Annotated in this window: 18 protein-coding genes; 6 read left to right on the forward strand and 12 right to left on the reverse strand. The window is 38.2% G+C overall.

The features are described from left to right. The first annotated feature begins 264 nt into the window (after positions 1–264). Positions 265–1,725 carry a hypothetical protein gene (locus OW492_RS07980; protein WP_290039403.1) on the forward strand — a complete coding sequence of 487 codons (1,461 nt, stop codon included), beginning with the start codon at positions 265–267 and terminating at the stop codon, positions 1,723–1,725. 46 nt (positions 1,726–1,771) lie between these two features. Here OW492_RS07980 and OW492_RS07985 read toward each other — a convergent pair whose 3' ends face one another. The 11 genes from OW492_RS07985 to leuA all read right to left on the reverse strand — a co-directional run bounded on the left by OW492_RS07985 (position 1,772) and on the right by leuA (position 11,081). Further along, entirely contained in the window at positions 1,772–2,653 is an 882-nt protein-coding gene (locus OW492_RS07985; RefSeq protein ID WP_290039404.1) for a zinc ABC transporter substrate-binding protein, read from the reverse strand. A 2-nt stretch (positions 2,654–2,655) separates the two neighbouring features. Beyond that, positions 2,656–3,531 carry a metal ABC transporter permease gene (locus OW492_RS07990; protein ID WP_290039405.1) on the reverse strand — a complete coding sequence of 292 codons (876 nt, stop codon included), beginning with the start codon at positions 3,529–3,531 and terminating at the stop codon, positions 2,656–2,658. Next, positions 3,531–4,262: a metal ABC transporter ATP-binding protein gene (locus OW492_RS07995; protein WP_290039406.1), complete on the reverse strand. Its 732-nt coding sequence runs from the start codon at positions 4,260–4,262 to the stop codon at positions 3,531–3,533. Before OW492_RS07995 ends, OW492_RS07990 begins: the two co-directional genes overlap by 1 nt. Further along, positions 4,262–5,164: a zinc ABC transporter substrate-binding protein gene (locus OW492_RS08000; protein WP_290039407.1), complete on the reverse strand. Its 903-nt coding sequence runs from the start codon at positions 5,162–5,164 to the stop codon at positions 4,262–4,264. The genes OW492_RS07995 and OW492_RS08000 overlap by 1 nt, the downstream gene beginning before the upstream one ends. Before the next feature lie 57 nt (positions 5,165–5,221). Beyond that, complete coding sequence (locus tag OW492_RS08005; RefSeq protein ID WP_290039408.1) at positions 5,222–5,797, reverse strand: hypothetical protein; 576 nt, start codon at positions 5,795–5,797, stop codon at positions 5,222–5,224. Next, positions 5,794–6,090, reverse strand: coding sequence for a hypothetical protein (locus OW492_RS08010; protein WP_290039409.1), 297 nt, complete (start codon positions 6,088–6,090; stop codon positions 5,794–5,796). Before OW492_RS08010 ends, OW492_RS08005 begins: the two co-directional genes overlap by 4 nt. Before the next feature lie 29 nt (positions 6,091–6,119). After that, positions 6,120–6,953, reverse strand: coding sequence for a DUF4198 domain-containing protein (locus OW492_RS08015; RefSeq protein ID WP_290039410.1), 834 nt, complete (start codon positions 6,951–6,953; stop codon positions 6,120–6,122). Positions 6,954–6,985: 32 nt separating this feature from the next. Further along, positions 6,986–7,504, reverse strand: coding sequence for a DUF2271 domain-containing protein (locus OW492_RS08020; RefSeq protein WP_290039411.1), 519 nt, complete (start codon positions 7,502–7,504; stop codon positions 6,986–6,988). A gap of 13 nt (positions 7,505–7,517) precedes the next feature. Continuing rightward, positions 7,518–8,153: a PepSY-associated TM helix domain-containing protein gene (locus OW492_RS08025; RefSeq protein WP_290039412.1), complete on the reverse strand. Its 636-nt coding sequence runs from the start codon at positions 8,151–8,153 to the stop codon at positions 7,518–7,520. 340 nt (positions 8,154–8,493) lie between these two features. Continuing rightward, positions 8,494–9,186 carry a response regulator transcription factor gene (locus OW492_RS08030; RefSeq protein ID WP_290039413.1) on the reverse strand — a complete coding sequence of 231 codons (693 nt, stop codon included), beginning with the start codon at positions 9,184–9,186 and terminating at the stop codon, positions 8,494–8,496. A 158-nt stretch (positions 9,187–9,344) separates the two neighbouring features. Beyond that, a complete protein-coding gene (gene leuA, locus OW492_RS08035; RefSeq protein ID WP_290039414.1) occupies positions 9,345–11,081 on the reverse strand; it encodes a 2-isopropylmalate synthase in 1,737 nt (578 codons plus the stop codon). A 279-nt stretch (positions 11,082–11,360) separates the two neighbouring features. On the opposite strand from leuA, the gene OW492_RS08040 reads away from it, so the two are divergent. Further along, positions 11,361–11,837: an Lrp/AsnC family transcriptional regulator gene (locus OW492_RS08040; RefSeq protein ID WP_290039415.1), complete on the forward strand. Its 477-nt coding sequence runs from the start codon at positions 11,361–11,363 to the stop codon at positions 11,835–11,837. Between the two features lie 53 nt (positions 11,838–11,890). After that, on the forward strand, positions 11,891–12,565 hold the full coding sequence (locus OW492_RS08045) for an alpha/beta hydrolase-fold protein (RefSeq protein WP_290039416.1): 675 nt from the start codon (positions 11,891–11,893) through the stop codon (positions 12,563–12,565). A 93-nt stretch (positions 12,566–12,658) separates the two neighbouring features. On the opposite strand, the gene OW492_RS08050 is transcribed toward OW492_RS08045, so the two are convergent. Beyond that, a complete protein-coding gene (locus OW492_RS08050; RefSeq protein WP_290039417.1) occupies positions 12,659–13,525 on the reverse strand; it encodes a LysR substrate-binding domain-containing protein in 867 nt (288 codons plus the stop codon). A gap of 107 nt (positions 13,526–13,632) precedes the next feature. On the opposite strand from OW492_RS08050, the gene OW492_RS08055 reads away from it, so the two are divergent. The 3 genes from OW492_RS08055 to OW492_RS08065 all read left to right on the forward strand — a co-directional run bounded on the left by OW492_RS08055 (position 13,633) and on the right by OW492_RS08065 (position 17,648). Further along, positions 13,633–14,766: an S-(hydroxymethyl)glutathione dehydrogenase/class III alcohol dehydrogenase gene (locus OW492_RS08055; protein ID WP_290039418.1), complete on the forward strand. Its 1,134-nt coding sequence runs from the start codon at positions 13,633–13,635 to the stop codon at positions 14,764–14,766. A 71-nt stretch (positions 14,767–14,837) separates the two neighbouring features. Further along, on the forward strand, positions 14,838–15,692 hold the full coding sequence (gene fghA, locus OW492_RS08060; protein ID WP_290039627.1) for an S-formylglutathione hydrolase: 855 nt from the start codon (positions 14,838–14,840) through the stop codon (positions 15,690–15,692). A 276-nt stretch (positions 15,693–15,968) separates the two neighbouring features. Beyond that, positions 15,969–17,648 (forward strand): HAMP domain-containing methyl-accepting chemotaxis protein, encoded by a 1,680-nt coding sequence (locus tag OW492_RS08065; RefSeq protein ID WP_290039419.1) that lies wholly within the window; start codon positions 15,969–15,971, stop codon positions 17,646–17,648. The last annotated feature ends 400 nt before the right edge of the window (positions 17,649–18,048 follow it).

Genomic DNA, 18,048 nt, shown 5'->3' on the forward strand with positions numbered 1-18,048 from the left:
TAACTATGATTTTTGACTTGAATTCAACAAGCCCTTGTTCAAGCGTTTTTATTATTAACAACCGAAAATCACCAAAAGCTAAGTTAATATATCCAATTTTTTTCAAATCCGAAAGTACTAATTACATATTATTAACATCTAAAAAAACACTGTGATTTAAAATATAAATAAAATAAATAATATAAAAAGTTAAATTAATTCACAGCTTTACCATTACAAAGTGTAATGACATAGCTATAATAGAGTCCCACTAAGGAGGACCCATTGCCCAACATCGCTCTAAAGCAAGACGGAAAATTATCGTTTAAACTCACCCACCACATGACACAAGGGACGTTTCGACGTATCGATTTATATTTTTCTTTGCCAAAAGAGATGGGTATTAATAAGAACACCTTATCTGAAAGTGATTACTTTAACGCAGGTATTGATGGTCGCCGTGCTTACCATACTCATGGTTTGCATTTACCTTTATTACACCGTCGCTTTGCAAGCCGAATGAAACGCTCTACTGCAGAGTACAAAAGCAACCTAAACATGTTTGCTTACCAATATATTTCAGCGTTAGAAACAGATGCCAATGAAGTGCTCGCTATTGGTGAAAATGAAGGATTAGAAGCTTTCTATGAGTCAGCAACTGAGCTAGCAGAGCATTGTTTAGATATCTTAAAAAAGCATCGTGGTCACCACCCTAAAAGTACAAAACTCAACTCGATCTATGAAAATGTGGATAACTATTTATCTTGGTTTACTGAGCAAACTATTCTTCGTATGTTAGTTAAAAAACCACGTCAAAGTGCTTTTTCAGAGGTCCGTTTATCATTACTGGCAATTTGTGAGTCAGAAAGTGAATACCGAAAGAAGAAAGGTTACAACTCAGATTCGACTCTGAAAGACGCTAACCGTATCGCCAATAAAATGCGCTTATTACGCCGCTTAATTGAATACAGTGTTATCTTCAAGAGTAAAACTATTGTACTTGGTAATATTACTCGTAAAGTAGTTACGGGCGTTGCCACAGCATTATTAATGAGTGTGGTATTAGTATTAATTATCAAAACTCAGGGGGCCTTTAGCCAATTAACTGCACTCATGGTATTTATACTGTCGATTATTTACGGAGTCCGCGAAGTATTTAAAGATGACTTTAAAAATATTTTGTGGCGCTGGATACGTAAGGGCAAGCCGAAATGGGCTCGTACTTTGTATGATTCAACCAATCAACATGAAATGGCAAAACAAAAAGTTTGGCTGGATTACACCAGTAATGCCAGGTTGCCTCAACAAACCAAAGCCTTATTAGCTGAGCGTAATACTCAAAATAAACAAAGTGCACAGCTATTACATTACCGTATTGAAAGCCGCATCAGCAAAAATGGCTTTCAAGCTGGCTATGATACAATTGAAGAGAATATTTTATTTAGCTTACGTCCGCTTACTCGCTATGCAGAAGGTGGAACAGGTAAGGTATTTGAGCGTTTAAATGCAACCAATAATAAAGATAAAATACAAAGCACGACGATTGAAAGACGCTATCAAATCAACATTATTGTGGCTGTTGACCAAGGCCAATACTTAGAGCAATTCGAGCGCTACCGAATTACCTTAAACCGTTCTGGTATTGTAGAAATAGTGAAAGCGGGAGAGGCAAAAATTAAAGACCCAGCAGATAAAAAACGTCAATCGAAACTCTCTTCGTTATTACATATCAAACGACGTACTTAACTCATAAAAGTCGTTATCCAATAGCGGATAACGACTAGATACACAGCTAAAACAACCAAGATTGTAATGGCTGTTCTAAGCTGATCCCTTTACTGCCCCAACGGTCGATACTATTTACATGTAAGATACGCTCGAACTCTGGTAATAATTGTTTCAATCGAGCAGATACTTTTCTAGTGGTTAAGATCCACACTCCCGGAGATTCATCAATTAACGCTTTTAATTGTGCTTTATCTTGCTCCGTCCAGTTCAATTCCTCTTTAAACAAACGGTCTACTACAAACAATTGATTCGCAGAGGCAAAGTCTTCTAACTGCTCTGACAATAACACGACTGAGTCAATCTCTTTATCAAATAGCGTGGTTTGTTGCTGATTAATCAATTGACGAATATCAATCAACAATTGCTGTTGGTTTTTTTCAATGATCTGTTGTTGCTCTGGCCAAATTCGTTTTAAGTCATCACTAACAATACTCGACATAGTGCTTAAGTTATTCGGATTAAGCCAGGCATAAAGCGACGTATTACCACTTGCTAATTGCACTGTCGCAACCCCTTTTGCTCTTGGTGAAATTGACTGAGAAGCATCGACTTCGATGATCTTAATATTACCCTGTCGCGCATAAGCAAATAGCGGGTCTTGTGGCCAAAGAGAACGCAATGTAATTACCACAGAAGCTTGTTGAGCTTCAGCCATCACTTTGCCTTCACCTTTTGTCGCAAACCAATGACCTAATCGTTCAATACCATATCGTTTAGGTGCAAGATACGTTGTTGTGATCGGCGTCCCCTTCATTAGCTGAGTCGCGAGCATATAGGTTACAGGGGTTGTAGTTAGGATATCTTTAGCCTCTGCATGGCTAGGTAGTAACAAGCTTGCAAACAGGATTAAACTAGACAAAGATTGTAAATAAATCGTTTTTTTCATGATTACTTTCTCCCAACAATACGCGTAACCGTAGCAATTAAAAAGAAACTTGCAGCCACTAAGATGATTGATGCGCCAGATGGTATAGGCAGTTTAAGCTCCATCGGCAATAAGGTACCGATAATACAACTTAAGGTCGCGAGCAGAGATGATAACAACACAAAGCTGCCCATGCTTTTAGTCATTAAGCGTGCCGTTGCACCTGGAATTAATAACAATGCCCCTACTAAAACAGCACCAACAATCTTGACCGCGGCTATGGTTACGAGCGTGATCATCATTACAAACAGATAATCATAGAAGTGCGTGTTATAACCACGTACTTTTGCAATATCTGGACTAATAGACGCTAATAGAATGCGATTAAAAGTAAACATTAAACCTACAATTATCAGTAAACAACTGAGGCCTAAGACTAATAAATCAAAGTCTGTAATGGTTAAGATTGAACCAAATAAGACGTTCTCTAGCATGTGGATATTAATTTTACGTGCTACATACATTAACAACGCCGCGCCACCAGCTAAAGCTACCGCAAGGAATACACCAACTAGGGTATCGTAAGGCACTGCTGTGCGATTGCGCACAAAATGCAATAGCAAGGCAAATATCATACAGAAACAAAATAACCCGATAATTGGATTTTCTGGTGGCTCTCCTAATAACACACCAATGGCAATACCAGTTAATGCCGCATGGCCAACCGCTTCAGAGAAAAATGCTAAACGTTTTGCAATGACTAAGGTACCTAGCCCTCCCAACAAAGGGCCGACTAGCAAAGCTGCGACTAAGGCATTGACCATAAATGCATAGGAAAAACTTTCACTTAACCAACCGGCTTCAGCCCCTTGGTTTGCTAATAAACGCAACGTATCCATTATGCGTCCCCACTTTTTTGCTGACTTGAATGATGACGATAATGGTTAAATAGTCGTTCTATTTTACTTGGTTTTAAAACGTCTTCCGCTTGCCCACTCTCTAATAAAATACCATTCACTACGTGTACAGTGGCTTGCAAACGACGTACAGCACTGATGTCATGATGAACAATCAGAATAGTTTTCTTCTCTTTAACCAAGTCATTAATTAACGATTCAAAGTAACGTACACCTTGATCATCCATACCATTGGTTGGTTCATCTAAAATCAGTAAATCAGGATCATCTAATAACGCTTGTGCAAACAACACTCGTTGTTGTTCACCTCCGGATAACTGCCCCATACGAAACATTGCACGCTTTTCCATGCCTACTCGAGCGAGTTGCTGTAATGCTTTTAATTTATGCTTTTTATTAAAGTTGAAAAACAAAGGAGAACGACTTTGATTTAATAATATAAAATCTAATACGGTCAGCGGTAAGCTCGGTTCAAAGGTGGCTTTTTGTGGTACATAACCGATCTTGCCTTTACATTGTTGCCATTGAAATTCAATATCACCTTTAAAGGGGGTTAGTCCAAGTATTGAACGCAGCAGTGAGGTTTTTCCGCCACCATTAGGTCCCATCACAACATGGCATTGCCCTGCTTCTAACGTTGCAGTAATCTTTTCTAAGATGATGTTGTTTTCATAGCGTAAACTAACATCATTTAATATAATTGTTGGCCCCATTACGCGCCACCTGTTTGCTGTGCGGTATACTTCATCGCTTCGACCAAGGTGTCGATATTTTGTTGCATTTCGATCTCTACTTTATCTAACCGATAAGCTCCATGGGTCATGTGCGAGAACCGATATAATTTAATCCCTGTCTCTTTTTCAATAGTATCAACGTAACGATTAGGCATATTCAATTCATAAAACAGCACATCAATGCCCGATGAACGAATCTTTTCTATGGTTTCTTGTAATTGACTAGCGCTTGGTTCAACGCCATGAGCAGGCTCTATAACTGCAGAAACCTCAACACCAAACTCTTGTAGAATATAGCCATAGGCATTATGTGTGGTTGCTACCTTCATGCCCGCGGTATTGATGTCGCTCAATTCGATCATTGCCTGATGTTTCATCTTCCTAAACTTCAGCGCATAGGCTCTAGCGTTAGCACGATACAACTTAGCATTATCAGGATCAATTTTGCTAATTTCAGTGGCAATGGTATAAACCTTTTGAATCGTCGTAGACACTCCAACGAAGGTGTGAGGGTTTACGACACCGCTCCCCACTGACTGTCCCATTGCTGGCAATAAAGGCACATCTTTATTGGCTTTAATCACGATTAAGTCGTCACGATTAGCAGCTTTAATTACCTTTAAAGCGAAGTCATCATGACCAATGCCATTCACAATAATCACATCCATTTGGTTTAAACGACGTAAATCATTAGCTTGTGGTTGGTAGTTATGTGGATTAAAACCTTCATCGACTAATGGTAATACATCAACATGGTCACCCACTACCGCCTTTACATAACTAAAGTAAGGTTGCAGAGTAATACCAACAGTGAATTTCTTGGCATAAATTGAGGTGCTACAGATCAACAACAATAAGGTGATTGAGAGGCGTTTAAACATGGTAATGGTCTCGCTGCTACAATAAGGCCAAATATAATTTGGCCTATATAAAAATAATTAATGGTGGTGTGCTGTATCTTCAACTTCATTGTTAAAAATAACTTGTATCCAACCAGCGCTAATAAATTGCGCTACAGATAAATCTATTGAGTTGCTTTCTATCGACGTTAACGCATGTAGCAAGCTAGCTTGTTGATCTTTATCCAACCAAATATCTACTGTCTGACCTTGGCTATTTAATAAATAACGTGTTCCACTTTCAATTGGCTCGCTTTGATACACTCCCGGCGCAACCAATAACCATTGATGTTGGCCTCGGTGTTCCCAACTTTTATCTTTGACGAAAGGAGCTAACCAACTTTCCTCTAACTGCACCACGTCAGGCCATGTTTGATTCGTCTCATATAAATAACGAATCTCTTCATGAGCTAATCGAAGATCAGCAATCATAGCTAATGGAGTAGGGGTTAAGTCGTCGATAAATACCTGATGCTTTGCCAATGTATGATGGTCATCATGGGTGCGATTAAAAGGTAATAACAAGGCACCGAATACAAGGATAAGGGCACATAAAAAGGCAATCCAATACCCTTCATGCCCCCTATTTTCGCTAACAACGGATTGCGTGATCATTTTTCATCAATCTCTACACCGTCAACTTCAACTGGGTACTCATGTCCAGAATCAAAGACAATGTAAAATTCATCAGCACTAAGCTTGAACGTTGCAATAGAACGCTTATCAGTTTTAACTTTAGCAATTAAGTTATCGTCATAATCATACATTTTAACGGCATAATCAGTTGCTTTACTGCCATCGCTATAACCTGCCTGGCATTCGATAATATCGCCTTTTGACCAGCACTCCATCAAAGGATAATGGGCTAATGCTGCGCTACTAATGAATAGCAAGCCAGCCCCGGCCACACTATTTCCGATGCGCTTAACCAATGACACTAAGGTAGTACCGCTTCAAAGGTTAGGTGCACAGCAACATTCATGTTGTCTGCTAATGGATTATTTTCAATTGGGGCTCTATGTGATGCTTTTAATAAATAACGACCAGCGACTTCAGGTGTAAACTCAATAAAACCTTGTTCATCACTTACCACATCTATTTGCTCTTGTTGGTTACGGTATAATGTGCCGTCGCGTGTAATTTCAGCTTTTACACCTGCTTGCGCTTTACCATTAAAGAACAACTGAAAACGCACAGGCTCTGTTGCCACGATATCAGCCGGGTTAGTTTCTGGTTGCAACTCTAAGTATTTACCTTCTAATGGGAAAGGCTTATCACTAGGTTTACCCACAGTAATGTAAGCTTCTGCACGGGTGTAGTTAAGTGTACTGCTTACATCGCGAGCACCTTCTGGTAATAATGCATCTCGCTCTATTTTGCTTGCTCGTAATCTTTTACGTGTATCACGTTTACCCGCTTTATATTGAGTTACGTAGCTTGGGAAGTTGTTAATTTCTACGCGGTGCGTACCTTCTTCAGTAAAATGAAAATCAAATACAGAGCGACGCTTGCCACGTAAAATTGTATCAGGACGTTCTTGTCGACCATCAGGCATAACAATACGTGCATTTTCAGCACCAGCTGGTTTATCTAATACAAAAGTACCATGTGATGCAGTTACATCAAATGTTAACCAATCACCACCTTCTTTAGAAATACTAAAATGAGACGGCAATATCCAACGCGGATGAGCATTCGCTACAGTAGAGAAGGCAAGACCAGCCACCATAGAGCAAAGAACAGTAACTATACTTATTTTTTTAGATAACATGTGATTCTCTCTTTTCATTGTTAATAGTAAATTTATTGAATATGGTAATGCAGATTAATCAAGCCAGTTTCTTCGGTAGGTTGTAACGTCAGCTTAAAATCTTGTTCGGCAAGTTGTATTTTTTGACGTAAATAGTTACGTCCACCATGCTCACGTACCACTTCAACATAGAAGGTATAATTACCTTGCTCAACAGGTTTACCTTGTTGGTCTAATCCATCCCATGAGAAACGGTACTGGCCAACAGGTCGAGTTGCAGAAGTCACGGCATCTACCACAGCGCGATCATTGCGCCCTACTTTACGCCACCAACTTCTTAAATCTTTTAACCACTCATCTTCACCAACCCATAGTTGGATAGTACGTACTGGTTGACGCTGTTCATCTTCAATCCAAACAGCAACATAAGGGCGTGCATAAATGCTCGCTTCTACAGCAGGAATAGTGAATTCAACATCCATCACAGCTTGTTCAGGAAGAGTCTTTGCATTCACCCAACTAGGTAAGGTAAGTAATAAACTCAATACATAAAACACACTTTTAAATTTCATTTTTAAACTCTCATTAAGGTACAGCAAATAGATAAATTAACAGGGTGACTACAGAGCCAAAGGTCATCCATTTCAGTCCTAAACTAAAACTTTTCTTTTTCGGAACCAATAGACACACACCTGTTAAAGCAAAAAAGACCATTAAGAAACCACTAATATCAATAAACCATGCCCATACTTGACCGCTATTACGGCCTTTATGGAGGTCGTTTAGTACCGCCACGACACCATAATGTGTTGACTCTATTTCTGCTTCTTTAGTGACGAGGTTAATAAATACGGTGCTATTGAAGCCAGGGCCTTTGTAATCTAAAGAGACTTCTCCTTCGAGCATTTCCCCTTGCTCAATATCACTGAAAACCTGCATAGAAGAAGGTGTGCCAGAAAGGTTTGCTTTATGATTAAGATAATCAAGTAAGCCGACTTTATTCACCGTCAAACGTGAGTTTTTCATGCTAAAAAAATGATCTGGAATAATTAATGTTTGCTGCTCGACCTGTGGAGTATCGCTGGTATATAAATTTGGGCGATTTAAAGTAATACCGCTAATAGCAAAAAACAAAACAACAAGTAATAAAGCCATCGAAACATAAATATGTAAGCGTCTTGCCCATAGTTGTACTTTTTTGTTTTTTAAAGAGAGAGCCATGAAAAAAGATCTTAATTAAGGAGCTGCTTATAAGGAATGCAAATGTAATTCATTATCATTTAATTAATAAATAAATTTACATTCTTTACATTTGGTAATTAAAGATAAGAACATAAAAATATATTAAAAGAATCGACTGAATTAAGATAAAAATCGACCTATAAAAAACGTTAATTTAAAAAAATAGTTTTTGGGAACGATTAAAAGAGAGTGTTTTTACTCTGTAGATAAAAATATTTTAAAGGCTTTCTATGGTTGGGAGAAAGTCCTTAAAAGTAGTTAACTAAAAAAGAAAAAATTGAAAGGTGGACAGAAAATAGGCCGCTAGATTCCAATATTATTAAAGGAAAAAGAATAATAGAGGGGCAACTTTACTTAACCTCTCGCTAAAACTATAACCTTTACCGTGGACTGTTTTAATATGTAACTTAGACAAACCAGCATTAGACATTTTGCGGCGAATATTACTAATATGCACATCTAAATTTCGGTCAAACATCGAAAGTTCTTTCTTTAACACCTCTTTCTGTAAGGTCGCTTTAGAAATGATATCTCCCTCTTTGCTTGTTAAATATTGCACTAATTGCTCTTCAGTATCAGTGAAAGGTAAGCGTGATATTTTAAAGGAGAATTGTTGGCTGCAATGGCTAAAGTTAGCGCGTTGTTTCTCTAAAGCGACCCGGCGAAGTAGTACATCTGTATGCACCAATAAAGCGTTGGCAGAGAAAGGCTTCATCAAGTATTGATCTGCCCCTGCTCTAAGCTGTTCAAGTAATGTATCTTGCTTATCTGGCTCACTTAAAAGCAAAATAGGAGCAGCAAAATCTTCATAGATCTTAGCAATCAACTCTACAATGATTTCCGAGCTTGTGCAGTCATTAATAATAACAAGGTCTGCACCTTGTTGTTCTAGGAGGTTAAGTACACTGTCACTATTACTTAAGCAGGTCACTTGATGTGAAGCTTTGATCAGTATTTTAGTGATTAATGATCGACTTTCTAGATCGGTGTCGACCACTACTATATTAGACATAACAACCCTTATAAATGATAATGAGTCGTATTCTACTTTCTGATTAATGTTTTATCAATATATGATTGTGGATATCTTGGCGGGAAAGGCGTGTCTTATGATTAATCGACGAAAAACTTCGTAGAAAGAAGTATCTACGAAGTTTTCTTATACATTTATTAAGCTGAGATAGCCGCTGTTTTTGCTACTGATACATCACTACGACTTAATGCGTTTAACAACGCTTGCATTGAAGCTGTAACGATATCATCACAATGAGAGGCTGCACAGTAACGTTGGCCTTGAATACTAATTTGCACATAAGCCATTGCTTCAGCTTGTTCGTTCTCTGCCCCTAACTTACTTGGTAAAGCATGCTCATTGTAATCAAGTAACACGATGTCGTGTCCAATAGCGGCACTTAATCCCTTCACAAAGGCGTCTAATACACCTTTACCTTTACCAGATAGCTCAATATGTTGGTCCTGTGCCTGTACTTTAGCCTCTAAGGTATCAACACTGCCTTCTCGGCTTAACTGATAACTATCAATCGTTACCGCATGCACAGGGTTTAAATAAGTGTTCGAGAATATCTCATGAATTGCTGTTGGCCCTACTTCAGCTTCACTTTGCTCGGCAAAAGCTTGGATGTGAGGACTAAAATCAACCTGCATCCAACGTGGCATTTGAATACCGTAATCTTGTTCAAGTACGTACGCCACGCCACCTTTTCCTGATTGACTATTAATGCGGATAACTTGTTGATAGCTGCGTCCTAAATCACGAGGATCAATCGGTAAATAAGCCACCTCCCAATGTGCATTTGGGTCATCTTTACGTTTTTCTGCATCGATACTCATACATTTGTTAATCGCATCTTGGTGACTACCAGAAAATGCTGCAAAGACTAACTCCCCCGCATAAGCATGACGTGGATGAACGGCTAACTGAGTACAACGTTCAACCGTAGAAATAATACGGTCCATATCTGATAAAACTAATTCTGGATCAATACCTTGGCTATAGATATTCATAGCCATAGTCACGATATCCATATTACCTGTACGTTCGCCATTACCTAATAACGTGCCTTCAATACGGTCAGCGCCTGCCAATACACCTAACTCGGCAGCAGCAACACCACAACCACGGTCGTTGTGTGTATGTAAGCTAATTCTTACTGAATCACGATGACTAATATTATCGTTGATCCATTCAATTTGGTCTGCGTAAACATTTGGTGTTGATACTTCAACTGTCGCAGGTAAGTTAATGATAACTTTATTATCTGGCGTTGGTTGCCATACATTGATCACTGCGTCACACACTTCTAATGCATAATCCATCTCTGTTCCAGTAAAACTTTCTGGAGAATATTGGAATGACCATTGTGTCTCAGGCTGTTGTTCAGCCATCTCTTTAACCCATTCAGCACCTTGAATAGCAATACCTTTAATCTCATCGCGAGATTTTTTGAAAACTTGCTCGCGTTGTACAGTAGATGTTGAATTGTATAAGTGTACAATTGCTTTTTTAGCCCCTTTTAATGCTTCAAAGCTACGTGCAATAAGTGGTTCTCTTGCTTGCGTCAATACTTGGATAGTCACATCGTCTGGAATATGGTTTTCTTCAATTAATTGACGTACAAAATCAAAGTCAGGAGCTGATGCAGCAGGAAAACCAACTTCAATCTCTTTGAAGCCAACATCCACTAATAACTTAAACATTTCTAGTTTTTGAGTTGGGCTCATTGGCTCAATCAATGCTTGATTACCATCTCTTAAGTCAACACTACACCAATCAGGCGCATGGTCGATTACCAGGTTAGGCCAACGGCGATCAGTCTTTTGAATAGGTGCAAAAGCACGATATTTTTTATGATTGAAACTAGATGCTTGATTATTATTGGCTGACATAAGACATTCCCTAAAAACGATTCTTTAATGGTTACTATTTGCTGGGTATCATACTAAGAAATTACAGATAAAGATAAAAGAATTAGCGAGTTGGCTCATCATGGTAAGAATATTGCCCCCATTTCCGGTTAGAAACTTTGCTCGCTATCCATGGTGTAAACTATAGCGAACTTTTTTGAGTGAGTGATTGCAAAGTGACCATTAAAAAGTAAAAATATTGCAATAAATCACTACTAATAACAATAATAGTAGTGATCAATAACATTTTAAGGAGTTAGCATGCAATCAGTCGTAAAATTAGATCGGATAGATAAACAAATATTACAGCTCATGCAAGATAATGCCCGTATTAGTAATTTAGAATTAGCAGATAGTATTGGGTTATCACCGACTCCTTGCTCACGACGCGTAAAGCGCTTAGAAGAGTCTGGTATCATTGATAAACATGTCACACTATTAAAGACCGCAGCCTTAGGCTTAAATCTAACGGCCATGATCGGTATCAGTATGGATCGACATACGCCGGAACGTTTTGAAAACTTTGAAGCATCAGTAACCGCGCTACCAGAAGTATTAGAGTGTTTAATTGTTACAGGGCAATCAGCTGACTTTTTATTAAAAGTCGTGGTACGTGATATGCAGCATTATGAACAGTTTCTATTAGGTCAAATCACTAAATTAGAGGGTGTGACAGGTGTCCATTCTAGTTTTGTGTTACGCGAAGTCTTAAAAAAGACTGCATTGCCATTAGATTAGCGTAACCTCTTTATACAAAATTACATTATTAAGTTATTTATAAGGAATACAATATGTCTTCAACTTTAGATAAAATCATCATAAACCCCACAGTGGAAGCTACTTCTTGCGTCATTTGGTTGCACGGTTTAGGGGATTCTGGTGCAGGTTTTTCACCTATTGTACCAGCATTAAAGTTACCAAAAGACCACGCTATTCGTTTTATTTTTCCGCATGCACCGGAGCAAGCAGTAACTATTAATCAAGGTGCAGTGATGCGATCTTGGTACGATATCAAAAGTATGGACTTGCATAACCGAGCAGATATCACAGGAGTCATGGAATCAGAACAACGTTTGCATGCTTTAATTCAAGAACAGATTGATAGTGGTATTACTGCAGATAAGATTGTACTAGCTGGTTTCAGTCAAGGTGGTGTAATTAGTCTATTTTCAGGATTACGCTACCCGCAAAAGTTAGCCGGTGTACTTGCTATGTCTTGTTACCTACCAAGCCCAGATCATTTACCTTCAGAGTTATCTATAGCCAATCAGCAAACCCCGATTATGCAGCACCATGGAGAGCAAGATGAAGTTGTTCCAATCAGTGCCGGTAAAATGGCAAATACACTATTGGTTGATGCAGGTTATCCGGCTCAATGGCAATCTTACATGATGCCACATTCAGTCGTTGCAGAGCAGTTAGTTGATATCGCTGAGTGGATCCAAAAAGTATTGAAGTTGAAGTAAAACTATCGCCCCGAAATCACTACATTTCCTATCAAAATCAAATAGAGATCGGGGTAAAAGTTAAATGGCTATTTTAAATAAAGGTTAGCATCACTACTTTAAGTTGGCAGATAAATGATCTATCAATAACCTTATCTTAGGTGATAAATAACGATTCTGTGGGTAGACGGCCCAAATCCCCTCCGATGGTTCTCTGAATTGATCTAAAATAGTCACTAACTGCCCTGATTCAATGTAGGATTGCACGTAATAATCAGGTAACTGTACAATGCCAATATTCTTTAAAGCGGCATCCACTAGACTTAAACCACTATTACAACGCAAATTACCTTTTACTCTGATATTTTTTTCTTTACCCAGCTCAATAAAACGCCAATAGTCACGAGTGCCTAGTAAACAGTTATGCTGTTTTAATTCAGACAATGAATGTGCTTCGCCGTGTTTTTGTAAATAAGCTTTAGATGCACACACGAAATTAGAACGCTGGCTTAGTTTTTTAGCAATCAAGCTGGAATCTTGTAATTGACCTAACCTGATCGCCACATCAAAACCACCATCAATAAGATCTACACGATTATTGGTTAACTCAGTTGTCACTTCAATACCATCATGTAAAGCGACAAAGTCATTAACCAGTGGTAGTATTTTTTGTTCGCCATAAGTCACGGGAACGGTAAGTTTGATATTCCCCTGTGGTTTACTTTGCAGATTAGTGATTGCTTGCTCTGCATTATTCAAACCATCCAGTAAATTACGACAATGTTGGTAGAATAATTGTGCCTCTTCGGTGAGTGATACTCTACGTGTGGTTCGATAAAAAAGTTTGACCTGTAAGCGTTTTTCTAAGGTACTAATTTGCCGGCTAACCTGTGCCGTTGATATATTCAGTTGTTTAGCCGCGAGCGAAAAGCTATTGCTCTCCGCGACGGCAACAAATTCATTAATCCCTTGCCATGACATTGTTACCACCTAGTAAAAGTAATTTTCATTTTAGATAGATTATCATTATTGTAGAAACAAATATAATAGTTACACAAAAATGACATACACACATAATTGGAGTAGATATGACAGATCAATTTATTAAATCAAAAGCAGCTATTGCATGGGGCCCAAATCAACCGTTAGTTGTTGAAGAAGTTGATGTAATGTTACCAAGAAAAGGCGAAGTGCTCGTTAAAGTTATCGCTTCGGGTGTTTGTCATACAGATGCATTCACATTATCAGGTGAAGATCCTGAAGGCTTGTTTCCAGTTATTTTAGGTCATGAAGGTGGTGGTATCGTTGAACAAGTTGGTGAAGGAGTAACCAGTGTAAGTGTTGGTGATCATGTCATCCCATTGTATACCGCTGAATGTGGTGTTTGTAAGTTCTGCACATCAGGTAAAACTAACTTATGTAGTGCCGTTCGTGAAACACAAGGCCGTGGGGTAATGCCAGATGGCACAAGCCGTTTTTATAAAGATGGTCAACCTATCTTCCATTACATGGGTTGTTCAACTTTCTCTGAATACACAGTATTACCTGAGATTTCACTAGCAAAAGTAAACAAAGAAGCGCCACTTGAAGAAGTCTGTTTATTAGGTTGTGGTGTAACAACAGGTATGGGTGCAGTATTAAATACAGCTAAAGTAGAAAAAGGCGATAACGTTGCGATCTTTGGTTTAGGTGGCATTGGCCTATCTGCAATCATCGGTGCAAAAATGGCCGGAGCAAATAAAATTATTGGTATTGATATCAATGAGAGTAAGTTTGAACTAGCGAAGCAATTAGGTGCGACAGATTGTATCAATCCTAAAAACTTCGACAAACCAATTCAAGATGTGATTGTTGAAATGACAGACGGAGGCGTTGAATACTCTTTTGAATGTATTGGTAATGTTGATGTAATGCGTAGTGCGTTAGAATGTTGTCATAAAGGCTGGGGTGAATCAGTAATTGTTGGTGTGGCTGGTGCAGGACAAGAGATTTCAACTCGCCCATTCCAATTAGTAACAGGTCGTGTATGGCGTGGTACTGCATTTGGTGGGGTTAAGGGGCGTTCTCAATTACCAGCCATCGTTGAACAGTATTTAGCTGGAGAATTCAAATTAAGTGACTTTATTACCCATACCATGCCACTTGAAGACATTAATAAATCATTTGATTTAATGCACAGTGGTGAAAGTATCCGTAGTGTAATTCACTTCGAACACAAATAAATAGATCGCTTACTTATGGCTAAGCATGTATCAATGCTTAGCCTCTTCATTGTTTTAAAAGGGCTATAATGATGATCCTTGAAAATATCAGTAGTAATAAACTCTTTGAAGGATGGCACAAACAATATACTCACCCTTCTTCTGTATTAAATTGTGAAATGCGTTTTGCTATTTATTTACCTCCTCAAGCAAGTGCTAATAACCCAGTACCTGTCATGTATTGGTTATCCGGTTTAACTTGTAGTGATGAGAACTTCATGCAAAAAGCAGGCGCTCAGAGATTAGCTGCTGAGTTAGGTATAGCAATTGTTGCACCTGATACTAGCCCACGTGGAGAGCATGTAGCAGATGATGAAAAACAAGCTTATGACCTTGGCTTAGGCGCAGGTTTTTACGTTAACGCGACACAAGCGCCTTGGAATAAACATTATCAAATGTACGACTACATTGTGCATGAACTACCAACCTTGATAGAAGCCAACTTCCCTGTCACTCAACAGCGAGTAATCAGTGGGCATTCAATGGGTGGACACGGTGCATTAACTATTGGTTTACGTAATCCAAACTTGTACACATCAATCAGTGCATTCAGCCCAATTTGTAATCCAACCAATTGCCCTTGGGGACAAAAAGCATTTACGGCTTACTTAGGTGAAGATCGCAACGCTTGGAAGGCTTACGATAGCTGCGAACTACTAGCACCATTAACTGAGCATCAACCTATTTTAATTGATCAAGGAACCCAAGATTCATTTTTACAAGAGCAGTTAAAACCAGAAAATCTTTCTGTACTGGTCACTAAAAATACTAATTACTTTAAACTTAATATGCGTGAAGGTTATGACCACAGTTACTACTTTATTAGCAGCTTTATAGAGTCTCACCTACGCTTCCACGCCTTAAATTTAGGTTTGCTTAACAAATAAATGCCTAAAAATTAATTAAGCTTTTTCATTTTCCGCCGATACAGTAAAGGCAGTATTTGCCTTTACTTTCTTCCATATCAACACTCGAAGATAGTTAAAAAGTTGATGCTTAGTCTCCTATTCAATCGTTTAAAGTTAAATATTATGCTTAATCGTGATAGGTGACGGTGATTTTTCAAACAGCTTGAGTGTAATTTTTACTCTCACTTTTTAGGTAGTAATGATACAGTCTAATTATCGTATTTCACAATAACTTTTATACTATAAGGATTTAGTTTGAATTTATTTAGAAACTTAACGTTATCATTTAAGATATCAGGCTTGGTGCTGCTTCTATTATGCGCCCTCTTATTTATCTCGATTAACCTAGTCAACAACAGTAGGGAAGTGGTTAAAAATATCACTTTAGACTCAGAGATTTTAAAGTTTTACTCCCTTACCAACAACCAATGGAAAGAGATCACTAAAGCTTATCAAGACTCGGAAGAGATGGGCATGAAGTTTTCTGCTCGCGCCATTGAACAATCAGAGCTAGAGGCATCAACCAATAAAGTAAAAACACTGCTAGCAAGCTATCAAGGTAATTTATTGGCAATTAGTCCCACACTTCAACAACAATGGGATGAGCAACTTTCATTACCCCAAGATCAAGGTTTAATCGTAGCGCGCGACCAATTAGTAACGCAGATTAAGCAATTAGAAAGCGCTTTATCAGACTTAACAAACGTCTGGTTAACCCAAGCGACCTTTGTAGCACGTAAAAAAGCAGAAAAGGCTGCGCGTTTAGCCGTTCCTCCAATTCTAGACAGTATCGAGCGCATTAATAATATGCATGATGAATTAGTGAATATTCGTGCAACCAACATTATTGAAAAAGAAAATTACATCATGATTCAATCAATGGTGTTAGCCGTGAGCATCTTCTTTATCGTGATTGTGATTTCTTTTTTAATCATTAGGAAACTCAAAACAGACCTGCATAGTATTGTTTCTGCTACTTCTTCTTTAGCTCAGGGAGATCTGAGTAAAAATATTGATGTAGGTAACAATAAAGACGAGATCAGTGAAATTAAACGCTCAGTCTCTTCGATGACCAGTAATTTAAAAGGTATTTTCCAGTCAGTGATTGCGATGGCTAATAATTTAAATGACTCAACCAATGGCTTACTAAAAGATAATCAGCAAAGAATTGAAGATGCTGAATTTCAACGCACTAGAATGACAACCCTATCAAATTCAGTGGATGACCTTTATCAAGTGTCGACACAGCTTGCTGAACATGCCGACAATGCGGTCGCTAAATCAGACAATGCTATTGAGTCGGCACAAAAAGGTAAAGAGATAGTGTACGACACTATTAATTCTATTGAAGATTTAGCTAGTGAGATCGAAAACTCAGTGACAGCTATTCAACAGTTAGATATTGAAGCAGATAATATTACCAATATTTTAGAGGTGATAAAAAGTATCGCTGACCAAACTAATTTACTCGCATTAAATGCAGCTATTGAAGCAGCACGAGCCGGAGAACAAGGCCGAGGCTTTGCTGTAGTTGCCGATGAAGTTAGAAATTTAGCACAGCGTACACAAGATTCTACTGGTGAAATTCAAGTCACATTAGAAACCCTAAAACGCAGTACTTTGAGTGCAGTCTCTGTGATTAATAATAGTCACAATAAATCACTACAAAGTGTTGAACATGTTTCCAATACAGGCCATGTGATTGATGAAATTAATATTTCCGTGGAGCAAATTAAAGATATTTCCAAACAAACCTCTACAGCATCGCTTATACAAACCAATACCTTGGATGAGATCCGCGCCAATGTGAAAGAGGTTAACCAAGTTACCGAAGAGAACAATAATCGAGCTCAAGTCTCAATGGCTTCTGCTTCTTCATTATCGGACTTGAGTGAAGAACTACTGAGTTCTGTTAGTTACTTCAAATTAAAATAAATTTGGCTCTTATAATTTAATTAGCCATAGATAATTAGGTATTCATCTATGGCTTTTCTCTTCTAGCTTTGCCTACCACTTCCATCACTTTAAAAATTGCCACAATAGTAATAAATACTTCATGGTTGTCGCTTATATTCCCCACAACATATAACACTGTCTCATACTAATTATATTAAAAAATGATCTAACTTTTGCATAGAAAAATGACTTAGTTTAAGGCGTAATTTGAGTCTTTCGAAGATTAACTTCGTTAATAATATATCGAAGAATTAACGACAAAATAAGTTATTTTAACAACTAAAGTAGATCCATTAATCAGTGTGATTGGTATCAGTCACTTTGAATATAAAGAGACTGTTATTATGCAAAGTTTAAGTTGGGCGAAAATCAGTGTGTG

Source organism: Psychromonas sp. 14N.309.X.WAT.B.A12 (genome assembly GCF_030397575.1).
Taxonomy (GTDB): Bacteria; Pseudomonadota; Gammaproteobacteria; order Enterobacterales; family Psychromonadaceae; genus Psychromonas.

Excerpts from the sequence above, each read along its gene's own strand:
- OW492_RS08005 (WP_290039408.1), bottom strand. The coding sequence starts at position 5,797 with ATGATCACGCAATCCGTTGTTAGCGAAAATAGGGGGCATGAAGGGTAT.
- OW492_RS08040 (WP_290039415.1), top strand. The coding sequence starts at position 11,361 with ATGCAATCAGTCGTAAAATTAGATCGGATAGATAAACAAATATTACAG.
- leuA (WP_290039414.1), bottom strand. The coding sequence starts at position 11,081 with ATGTCAGCCAATAATAATCAAGCATCTAGTTTCAATCATAAAAAATAT.
- OW492_RS08015 (WP_290039410.1), bottom strand. The coding sequence starts at position 6,953 with ATGTTATCTAAAAAAATAAGTATAGTTACTGTTCTTTGCTCTATGGTG.
- OW492_RS08030 (WP_290039413.1), bottom strand. The coding sequence starts at position 9,186 with ATGTCTAATATAGTAGTGGTCGACACCGATCTAGAAAGTCGATCATTA.
- OW492_RS08025 (WP_290039412.1), bottom strand. The coding sequence starts at position 8,153 with ATGGCTCTCTCTTTAAAAAACAAAAAAGTACAACTATGGGCAAGACGC.
- OW492_RS08045 (WP_290039416.1), top strand. The coding sequence starts at position 11,891 with ATGTCTTCAACTTTAGATAAAATCATCATAAACCCCACAGTGGAAGCT.
- OW492_RS08050 (WP_290039417.1), bottom strand. The coding sequence starts at position 13,525 with ATGTCATGGCAAGGGATTAATGAATTTGTTGCCGTCGCGGAGAGCAAT.
- OW492_RS07990 (WP_290039405.1), bottom strand. The coding sequence starts at position 3,531 with ATGGATACGTTGCGTTTATTAGCAAACCAAGGGGCTGAAGCCGGTTGG.
- fghA (WP_290039627.1), top strand. The coding sequence starts at position 14,838 with ATGATCCTTGAAAATATCAGTAGTAATAAACTCTTTGAAGGATGGCAC.
- OW492_RS07995 (WP_290039406.1), bottom strand. The coding sequence starts at position 4,262 with ATGGGGCCAACAATTATATTAAATGATGTTAGTTTACGCTATGAAAAC.
- OW492_RS07985 (WP_290039404.1), bottom strand. The coding sequence starts at position 2,653 with ATGAAAAAAACGATTTATTTACAATCTTTGTCTAGTTTAATCCTGTTT.
- OW492_RS08055 (WP_290039418.1), top strand. The coding sequence starts at position 13,633 with ATGACAGATCAATTTATTAAATCAAAAGCAGCTATTGCATGGGGCCCA.
- OW492_RS08000 (WP_290039407.1), bottom strand. The coding sequence starts at position 5,164 with ATGTTTAAACGCCTCTCAATCACCTTATTGTTGTTGATCTGTAGCACC.
- OW492_RS08020 (WP_290039411.1), bottom strand. The coding sequence starts at position 7,504 with ATGAAATTTAAAAGTGTGTTTTATGTATTGAGTTTATTACTTACCTTA.